The sequence below is a fragment of the Oscillibacter sp. genome (genome assembly GCF_031978065.1).
Taxonomy (GTDB): domain Bacteria; phylum Bacillota; class Clostridia; order Oscillospirales; family Oscillospiraceae; genus Oscillibacter.
Genome location: NZ_DALZCH010000050.1, coordinates 13,739 through 23,667, shown reverse-complemented (window position 1 = coordinate 23,667; position 9,929 = coordinate 13,739). Strand labels below are relative to the sequence as shown.

At 44.0% G+C, this 9,929-nt stretch carries 10 protein-coding genes; all 10 read left to right on the top strand.

The genetic code is table 11. The annotated features are described in order from the left end of the window. The coding region (locus tag RTK01_RS09095; protein ID WP_312280676.1) for a relaxase/mobilization nuclease domain-containing protein at positions 1 to 1,038 on the top strand (1,038 nt) is incomplete at its 5' end. Between the two features lie 515 nt (positions 1,039 to 1,553). Beyond that, positions 1,554 to 2,096 (top strand): hypothetical protein, encoded by a 543-nt coding sequence (locus tag RTK01_RS09090; protein WP_312280675.1) that lies wholly within the window; start codon positions 1,554 to 1,556, stop codon positions 2,094 to 2,096. 146 nt (positions 2,097 to 2,242) lie between these two features. Then, on the top strand, positions 2,243 to 3,163 hold the full coding sequence (locus tag RTK01_RS09085) for an ABC transporter ATP-binding protein (protein WP_312280674.1): 921 nt from the start codon (positions 2,243 to 2,245) through the stop codon (positions 3,161 to 3,163). A gap of 1 nt (position 3,164) precedes the next feature. Further along, positions 3,165 to 3,953, top strand: coding sequence for an ABC transporter permease subunit (locus tag RTK01_RS09080; RefSeq protein ID WP_312280673.1), 789 nt, complete (start codon positions 3,165 to 3,167; stop codon positions 3,951 to 3,953). A 50-nt stretch (positions 3,954 to 4,003) separates the two neighbouring features. Next, positions 4,004 to 4,207, top strand: a complete 204-nt coding sequence (locus RTK01_RS09075; RefSeq protein WP_312280672.1) for a PLD nuclease N-terminal domain-containing protein — start codon at positions 4,004 to 4,006, stop codon at positions 4,205 to 4,207. Then, positions 4,204 to 5,124 (top strand): ABC transporter ATP-binding protein, encoded by a 921-nt coding sequence (locus RTK01_RS09070; protein WP_312280671.1) that lies wholly within the window; start codon positions 4,204 to 4,206, stop codon positions 5,122 to 5,124. The genes RTK01_RS09075 and RTK01_RS09070 overlap by 4 nt, the downstream gene beginning before the upstream one ends. Next, the gene (locus tag RTK01_RS09065; protein ID WP_312280670.1) at positions 5,121 to 5,882 is read left to right on the top strand and encodes an ABC transporter permease subunit; all 762 of its coding nucleotides are present in this window, start codon (positions 5,121 to 5,123) and stop codon (positions 5,880 to 5,882) included. Before RTK01_RS09070 ends, RTK01_RS09065 begins: the two co-directional genes overlap by 4 nt. A gap of 553 nt (positions 5,883 to 6,435) precedes the next feature. After that, a complete protein-coding gene (locus RTK01_RS09060) occupies positions 6,436 to 6,879 on the top strand; it encodes a sigma factor-like helix-turn-helix DNA-binding protein (RefSeq protein ID WP_312280669.1) in 444 nt (147 codons plus the stop codon). Between the two features lie 565 nt (positions 6,880 to 7,444). After that, complete coding sequence (locus RTK01_RS09055; protein WP_312280668.1) at positions 7,445 to 7,708, top strand: DUF6870 family protein; 264 nt, start codon at positions 7,445 to 7,447, stop codon at positions 7,706 to 7,708. Between the two features lie 84 nt (positions 7,709 to 7,792). Further along, positions 7,793 to 9,472, top strand: a complete 1,680-nt coding sequence (locus RTK01_RS09050; RefSeq protein ID WP_312280667.1) for a recombinase family protein — start codon at positions 7,793 to 7,795, stop codon at positions 9,470 to 9,472. Positions 9,473 to 9,929: the final 457 nt, after the last annotated feature.

The window sequence follows — 9,929 nt, the reverse complement described above, 5'->3', positions numbered from 1 at the left end:
CACCCCCATGTGCATATCTACTACAATTCCACTACCCTCGATTGCACAAGGAAGTTTCGAGATTTTCTCGGCTCGGCCCGTGCGGTGCGGCGGCTCTCTGACCGTATCTGCCTTGAAAACGGCCTTTCTTATATCGCCAACCCCAAGTTGAAAAGTAAGGGTAAGTTTAAGCACTACGGCGAATGGCAGAGCGACAACAAGCCACCTACCTTTAGGGAACGCTTAAAGGCGCAGATTGATATTTGCCTTGCAGAAAAGCCACCCGGTATGGACAGCTTTTTACAGGCAATGGGGTTGGCTGGCTTTGAGGTTAAGCACAGGCGGGGCGGCGGGATCAGCTTTCGCAATAAGGGACAGGAACGCTTTACACAGCTTCGGGCTTCTACGCTTGGCAAGGGCTACGACTTGGAGGATATTCAGTCGGCGATTGAGGGCCGGGCCGCTCCTGTGGAACGGCGTAAGGTCAATTTAATTGTAGATACTCAGTCTCGTATGAAAGCCGGGAAAGGCCCAGCTTATGAACAGTGGGCCAAGATATATAACCTTAAGCAAATGGCTGCGGCGTTACAGTATTTGCAGGAAAACAGCTTGATGGATTATGCTGATTTGGAGCAAAAGGCTGCACAGGCAGCAGACCGTTTTCATAGGCTTTCCGACAGCATAAAATCCACTGAAACCGCCATGCGTACCAATACGGAATTAAAAGCGGCGGTTGTAGATTACGCCAAGACCCGGCCCGTGTTTGAGGAGTACAAGGCGGCGAAGTACATCAAGAAATACCTTGCGGAGCATGAAGCGGATATTGCCGCCTACCGAGCGGCAAGGGCTACTATGGATAGGCTTTTGAACGGTGCGAAGCTCCCCAAGATGGATACGCTCATAGCGGAGTTTCAGCAGTTGGCTTCTGAAAAGAAAAAGGCTTACCGGGAGTACAGGGAAGCCAAAAAGGATATGCAGGAAATTATAACGGTGAAAAGCAATATAGACCATCTGCTCGGCTTGACGGACGGGCAGAAAAACAAGGAAATGGAGCGATAGCGATATGACGCAACATGAGGTGCAACGCACCGACTTCGGGCCAAATTGGCCCGAAGTCGCAGGGTTTGGGGAAGGCACTCCCCAACAAGTAGTTTTGAGGATTTCCCGCAAGGGAAAATCCTCAAAACGTGCTGGTGTATATACACCAGCCCTGCTTGCCGGTTAGTGAAAAGTTGAAATTGCCCTGATAATACACATTATAGCCATCGACAAAAATCCGAATACAAGCTTTTTCGTTTAAGTTATCCTTATGATATTTTTTGTGCATGGCAATCAAAAATATATACGCATAGGATGTAATAAATTATATTGGTAAAGCAAAATAGAGGAAATTCGTATGGAGATTCTTGCAGATATATGTAGCGTATATAACTTCGGATAAACCTGTTTCTAAGCCGTGAATATTCTCAGAAAATAAATGCTGTGCTATTTTATAATTGCAACGAAAAATATAAAGATTTGACTTTCTATTATCAAAGTGATAATATTTTCATAAGCTGTTAGGAGGAAACGTCATGGAACAAAAAGTTATGGATTGCTTTACACACCCAATAAAATGCAAACTGTTATTAGAAATATATTCTGCCGGAAAAGCAACTGCTAAACAACTTGCGGAAATATATACCGATATCCCACAGGCAACCCTGTACCGCTACTTGAAACGTATGACAAATGACGGCATTTTGAAAGTAGTCGAAGAAAATCAAGTAAGAGGCACAATGGAGAAAACCTATGCAGCAGCTGTTGAATTTAACTCCAGTGGGCAGGAGCTGGTCGGTGAAAACGCAGGAAATGCTTATATGCAAATGTTTATGCAGTATGTTTTTGGCTTTATCAAACAGTTTCAAGAATACACCAAGAATCCCAACGTCAACATTGCAAAAGATCATTCTGGTTTTTCTCTTGCGCCTATCTATGCAAACGATGAAGAATTGGCGTCCGCAATGGTCGAATACGCAGAAATCGTTCAGCGTCTTTATAAGAATCAGCCCACTCCAGACAGAAAATTACGAACTTTGGGCTTGATTGTTTCACCGCCTGAAAATTATAGTAAATAAGTTTTTCAAAGCTCCTTTTATTGCACATGCAGCAAGGGGAGCTTTCTTCTTGACATTATATTATCATTGTGATAATATAATCACGATGATAGTGATTTAACTATCATCGGATATAGTCATTTTGGCAATAAAGAGGAGGGAAATGCATGAAGGCAATTATTGCAGATGGTCTTACTAAAATATACTCTGGTGGAAAAAAGGCTTTGGACAATGTCAGCTTTGAGTTAGAGCAAGGTGAAGTGTTCGGGTTTTTGGGCCCCAATGGGGCCGGTAAGACTACTTCAGTCAAACTTTTAAATGGGATGATATCTCCATCAGAAGGCTCCTGCCATGTTTTTGGCATAGATTCTTTGACCAGTCCAGAGAAAGTTCACACTATCTCTGGTGTGGTTACGGAGCATGCGCAGATGTATGGAAATCTGACCGGGCAGGAAAATCTTATGTTTTATGGCACCTTATTTGGACTTTCAAAGGAAGAAAGCCGTAAGCGAGCTCTCGCTTTACTAGAGCGATTGGAGCTTACTACCGCTAAAGACAAAAAGCTCACCACATATTCTACTGGTATGCGCCAGCGCCTTTCATTAGCAAGGGCAATGATCCATACACCCAAAATACTATTTTTGGATGAGCCTACTTCCGGCTTAGATCCTGAGAGTGCGCAAAGTGTGAACAGTATGATCAAAGAATTAGCTAGCGAAAAAGGAACCACCGTTTTCTTATGTACGCATCAACTGCGCTATGCTCAGGAGGTCTGCTCCTCATACGGGCTAATTGATGATGGAGCACTGCTTGCAGTAGGCAGCCTTGATGCTTTGCGCAGTAGGGTTTTCTCCGGTCTAAACGTTCATATTAAGTCAAATTGCTTTCCGGAAAAAATAGCTTTTATGAAAATTGACGGACAGTGGGCAGAAATCAATGTGCAGACGGAAGAGGAAATTCCACCGATTGTAAAGAGCATTGTGGATGCTGGCGGTAATATCTATTCAGTGACAGCAAACAAATTGTCGTTGGAAGAAATATACTTTTCTTTGATTGAGAAACGGGAAGAGCAAAAGGAGGTTAGATAATATGAATACAATGCAATCCGCTTTAATTGGAAAGGATATTCGAGGCATTACTGCCAACAAGCAGTTGCTCGTAGCAATGATAAGTGTTCCCATAGCGCTGACCGTTGTTATGCCCTCAATTTTCATTATGCTGCTCCATTTTATGCCGAATGATTTGAGAGATTTTGATGCAATGCTCCGTATGTTGCCGACAGATGTTCAGCCGGATAATATGAAAGCTACGATTATATCGCTGCTCTTAAACAACATTATGCCAGTTTTCTTTATCATAATCCCCATTATGGCTGCATCAATTATGGCGGCAAGTTCTTTCGTAGGTGAGAAAGAAAAGCGAACACTGGAAACGCTTCTTTATTGTCCGCTTTCTCTAAAACAAATATTTAGAGCAAAAATACTATCTTCATTTATCATGAGTGAACTGGTTTCCGTCCTGTCTTTCATCATTATGACGCTTGTGACACAGATTGAAATATTCCTGACAACAGGTAGTCTGCTACTGCCAAATATCAGTTGGCTTGTGGTTTTATTACTTCTTTCGCCTGCTGTGTCCCTAATCTCAATTACGTTGATTGTACGTGGCTCTGCCAAGGCACAAACCATGGAAGAATCCCAGCAGCGAAGCGCACTTCTGGTTTTACCGGTAATCTTTTTAGTCGCTGGGCAATTTATAGGGCTTATCCTTATAAACATTTGGATTCTATTGGGCTTAGGCGCACTGCTGGCGGCGATTGCATGGATTTTAATGAATGGCTCGTTTCAAAAGATAAGCTATGAATCCATGTTGCGTTGATATCAAAGCCCAAACAAAAAACACTATAAAACCATAAGGAGGTTTGTTTAATGGATATTTTATTGGATAATTTGCCAATCTTAATCCCGTTTATTATTGTTCAAGTCGCTTTTGGCTTGATTGCGCTCATTCATGTGTTGAGGCACCCACATTACCGTTTTGGAAATAAAATCATGTGGGCGTTCGTCGTAATGCTCGTTAATATTTTCGGCCCGATTATCTATTTTGTCTTTGGAAAGGGGGAAGATCAATGAAAGATGTACTTTCCATAAAGGGATTATCAAAAAGTTTTGGTACTCAAAAAGTCATAGATAATCTTGACCTTTCTGTACCGGAAGGTGCTGTTTTAGGATTTATCGGGCAAAATGGTGCGGGTAAAACAACAACCATGAAAATGGCGTTGGGACTACTGGAAGCCGATAGTGGAGAGATTAGAGTTTGTGGTGAAAACGTGAGCTACGGACAGACAAAAACCAATAATCATATTGGGTATTTGCCTGATGTCCCCGAATTTTACAATTATATGAAGCCACTTGAATATCTTGCTCTTTGCAGCGAAATTGCAGGGCTGTCCAAATCGGATACCAAAGCTCGAATTGATGAACTTTTATCCCTTGTGGGGCTTAATGGTGTTAAAAAACGCATAGGTGGATTTTCCCGTGGCATGAAACAACGGCTTGGAATTGCGCAAGCCTTGTTGTCACGCCCGAAGCTACTTATTTGTGATGAGCCCACAAGTGCCCTCGATCCTGTCGGGCGAAAAGAAATACTTGATATTCTTCAAGAAATCAAAGGCACAACGACCGTGATTTTTTCAACGCATATTTTATCGGACGTAGAGCGTATTTGTGACCGTGTCGCAGTGCTGCACAATGGTAACATCGCTATCAGCGGGACACTTTCCGAGATTAAAACCATGCACGGTAAAGACCGCCTTTTGCTAGATTTTTCCCAAAAGTCAGAAGTTAGTCAATTTAAAGCTTTTGCGACAATAAAGCCACTGCTTCCTCACACGGAAGAAAGTGGGACAGAAATCATTTTGCAGGGTAAAGATATCGTCCATATTCAGCGTATTGTTATTTCTGCACTTGCAGAGACCGGATTGTGTCCAGCAAAAATGGAAATTATGGAGTCGTCCCTTGAAAACCTGTTCTTGGAGGTGGTAATGTGAGAGGATTTATTGCGTTTTTGAAAAAGGAACTTATAGAAAATACTCGAAACTACAGACTGCTTATTATGCTCGCCATTTTCTTAATATTTGGTTTGATGAGTCCATTGCTCGCAAAATTTACACCACAGCTCATGGAAGCCCTTATGCCGAATCTTGCAGAAGCATTTGAAAATCCTACCGCATTAGATTCATGGACGCAGTTCTATAAAAATGTTTCTTCACTTGGCTTTAGTTTAACAATTATCCTTTTCAGCAGTTGTTTGTCAGGTGAATATGCTAAAGGCACGCTCACCATCATGTTGACAAAAGGATTGTCACGTCCGGCTGTAGTGCTGTCAAAGTTTTCCGCTGCTGCGATCATTTTAACCGTTAGTTATTGGCTCTCCTTTGGTATTACCTATGGTTATACAGCCTATTTTTGGCCTGGCGCTTCCCTGCCGAATGTCTTTTTCGCAGCCTTTTCCCTATGGATTGCAGGGTTAATGTATCTATGTATCCTCATGTTTGGCTGTGTACTGTTTCGGCAAGCGTTTACCAGTATTCTCTTTTTGTTGGTAGTAACGGTGGTTATGGGACTGTTGGAACAGATAGAGCAAACCGCAGGATTTAGTCCAGTCATCTTAGTATCAAAAAATATTGATTTGCTTTCAGGAGCGGTGGCAATTTCCTATTTCACGATACCACTTATTGTTTCGGCTTTTATGTCGGTTGCATTATTAATGATGTCTATAGTTGTATTCAATAAAAAGCAGTTATAGCAAATAGTTCTATATGACCAGTAAAAATGTAATGATAACCGCCCCCAACGGAAATAAAAAAAAACCGTTGTTGCGGCGGCTGAATAGTTTTGCCCAAAACAATATAAAGTAGCCAAACGGCGGTTTTGATAAACAAAAATCAAAGCCGCCGTTCTCCTGTTGAAAAGCGGACTAGCGAAAGGACAGGCTAATTACTTCCTTTCAGATAGGCGGTTTAAGAGTAGGAGGTTTCCAATGTATTCGAAATCCCTTTTCTGTGTTCATGAGGAGCCGTCACCATACAGTGACGGTTTTGCATAGCTGATTTTCTAAGGCTAAATATTTATAAAAATTTACATCAAAAAACAGGCTGCTTCTGCGCCCATTTTTCATTCGACACCTATCGCGTAATTTTGCGCTTAGGTGTTTTTTTGTACCCTTTTCTAATTGAAAACATAGGGGACAAGCCTTGTCATTTCGGGACAAGTTGGCCCGAAGTCTGGCCTCGATGCCGCTCTCCCCCTCCCCATTTCGATTCACCAATCCCTAAAAAATCGAAATGGAGGAATGCCGTATGGCTAAAATCAATCTGCGGGATTATTACCCGTTTTATAATTCAGACCTTTTTGTTGAGATACCAGATGAAATCAAGGACGCTTTGCTGGAAGCAGAGCGCTTAGAAAGGAATTATATTCGCCGCCGCTTCTATAACAAAGCCCACTATTCGCTGGACGCTGACGATGGAATCGAAAAGGATATTCTTTTAGTATCCCTTTCTCCCTGTGAGATTTACGAACGCAAAATCACAGCGGAACAGCTGCGATCTGCAATTGCTTCCCTACCGGACAAGCAGGGAAAACGGATTTATGCCCATTACATACTCGGAATGAGTAAATCCGATATTGCGAGGGCTGAAAACATTAACGAAAAAGCAATCAGAGAATCTATTGAAAGGGGATTAAAAAGCATGGAAAAATTTTTTAAAAAAACTAATTTACCCTCCGAATTTTTCTTTTAAATCACATGACTATTAGAAGGAGTTTTTTCTCCATCTATTGTTCTTTGACAACTGAATACCGATAACCCGGATACGTTCAATCAAAAGGGAGCCAAGCCATAGGGTACGCCAAGACCGCCCGTTGAAAGGGGGAAAGACCAAGCGGAGCGTGAGCGATTCCTACCTACTATGACAAGGCAGATATGGCAATCTGCCCGGCGATAATCTTTTGATTGATACAATGATACTTACGGTTTGAACGCTTCACAGCATTGACCGTCGCGCCATCAGCATGGGGCGGGGTGAAATTCCCATGAGGGCGGTGCCACCGCCCGTCCGGGTTATCGTTTTTTATATAAAGGGAGTACCGCGCCGCTTCTTTCTGTCTAACGACAAGCCAACTTACAGCGGTGCGGTATTCTCCACTGTGATAATAAATGAAAATGTGAACTTCGGGACAACTTGGCCCGAAGTGTGAGGAAAGATTAACAGCCATCACTTTTGATGATAAGGTGGTGGCTGTTTGTGTTTCCTCATAGGACAATCAGAGCATTTCATATACATGGAAAGGAGGGGGCGATTGTGATTGAAGAAACGTATTCCAATTTCAGAGTTGGCAAGCGTAGACATAGAATCGGTAAACAAAGAGGATTTAGTTGATGTTAGCGGCTTTACCTTTGATACGACTGTGCCGCAGGAACAACGTGCGGCAAAAGTCATTGCGGCGGTTAAAAATCCCTATTGTTTTCGTGTGGGCGATATGGGCGTAAAACTGGAATTTCCAGAGAACGCTCCCCCATTGCAAGATGTGTTTGCTGACTTCCTCAAACGCAAGAAAAGCGGCCTGTAAAGCCAGTTTACAGGCCGTGACAACATTGTTCACATTATGCTGAAATGGTATAATATAAGTGTAATGTGATAGGAAGGAGGACACATGGCACGCACAAAAAACAGGGGCTTCGAGGAAAAAGCAACCACTTCTCAAATAGTCCGCTGGAAGCTTGGTGAATATATCCGTTTATCCAAAGAGGACATAAACCGTGGCAAGGATAAGGACGACAGCAACAGCGTTACCAATCAAAAGGCTTTGCTTGATGATTACTACCAACAGCACATAGACGAATTTGAAAGCGTTGAACCGCCTTATGTGGACGATGGGTACACCGGAACGGACACCAACCGGGACAGCTTTCAAAAACTGCTTTCCGACATATATGCCAAAAAGGTAAACTGTGTTATCGTCAAAGACCTTTCCCGTCTATCCCGTAACTACACGGACGCAGGGAGCTTGATTGAAAATCTGTTTGTGCAGATGAATGTACGGTTTATCAGCTTGGCAGAGGGTATTGACAGCTACTTGAACCCGGACAGCATTTCCAATCTCATTGTGCCGATTACCAATGTTATCAATGACAACTTCTGTTATCAGACTTCAAAGAAGATACGGCAGGTTTTTGATATGAAGCGGCGCAATGGTGAGTTTATCGGTGGCTTTGCCGCTTATGGGTACATGAAGAACCCAAAGGACAAAAATGCTTTAATCGTTGATGATGAAGCCGCCGAGGTTGTAAAAAACATTTACGAATGGTTTTTGGACGGTATGAGCAAAAACGCCATAGTACGAAATCTTAATGAACGTGGCATTTTGTGTCCGTCCGAATACAAGAAAAGCAAAGGCTTAAACTACCAAAATCCAAGCGGTTCAGAAAGACCATTATGGGGCGCAAAGACGATAAGTGACATTTTGAAAAATCGCCTTTATATCGGGGATATGGTACAGGGCCGCCAGCGTGTGAAAAGCTACAAGATACATACGCAGGAACAGGTTCCCGAAAATGAATGGTACATTGTGGAGAATACCCATGAGCCAATCATAGAACGGCCTATCTTTGAAAAAGTGCAGGAGTTGCTAAAGCGGGACACCCGCACCGCTCCGCAGAAAAAGAAGCTCTATCTGTTCAGCGGCTTTCTCCGTTGTGCTGATTGTGGCAAGGCTATGAGCCGTAGTCAAGTAAAAGGAACCGTATACTATTTCTGCCGCACCTACAAAGACCAGTCAAAAACGGCTTGTACCAAACATTCCATCAAGCATAACCGACTGGAAGCGGCTGTCCTGTATGCCATTCAACAGCAGGTATATCTTGCGGTACACTATGCCAACACTTTAGAATACATCAGCACCGCACCGCTTCAAAAAAGCCAGTCCATAAGGATTGAAGCTCTGATAGAAGCCAAAGAAAAAGAACGCTCCAAAATCATGCGTTACAAGCAATCCATTTATCAGGATTGGAAAGACGGAGAAATCACTCACAGCGATTACCGTCACATGAGCGAAGATTACGAACGGCAAATAGCCGCTTTAGGCGAAGTTTTGAAAAACCTCCACGCAGAGCGTGAGGAACTGCAAAACGGCATTACCGCCGAAAGCCCTTGCTTAGTAGTATTTAAGAAGTTTAAAACTATCGACAAGCTGACAAGAGAAGTTTTGATTGAACTTGTAGACCATATCAAGGTACATGAGAATGGCAATATAAGCGTAAAGTTTAAGGTTGCCGACCAACTACGCCGAGTAATGGAATACATTGAAATCAATACCCAATCCGAAGCGGTTTAACAGGCCGCTAATAAAAAGGCAGTTTGTTTTCCTAATAAAACCGGGTCAACATCGCCGGTCGGTCCGGTGGGGCCATCTGCACCTGTCGGACCCGTGGGACCTGCATCGCCGGTCGGACCAGTAGGGCCTGCGTCTCCGGTCGGTCCGGTGGGCCCTGCATCTCCGGTCGGACCGGTGGGGCCATCTGCGCCTGTCGGCCCAGTGGGACCTGCATCTCCGGTCGGACCCGTGGGGCCTGCATCTCCGGTCGGCCCAGTGGGACCTGCATCTCCGGTCGGCCCAGTGGGGCCTGCATCTCCGGTCGGCCCAGTGGGACCTGCATCTCCGGTCGGACCCGTGGGGCCATCTGCACCTATCGGGCCCGTGGGGCCATCTGCGCCTGTCGGCCCAGTGGGACCTGCGTCTCCGGTCGGCCCAGTGGGACCTGCGTCTCCGGTCGGCCCGGTGGGGCCTGCAT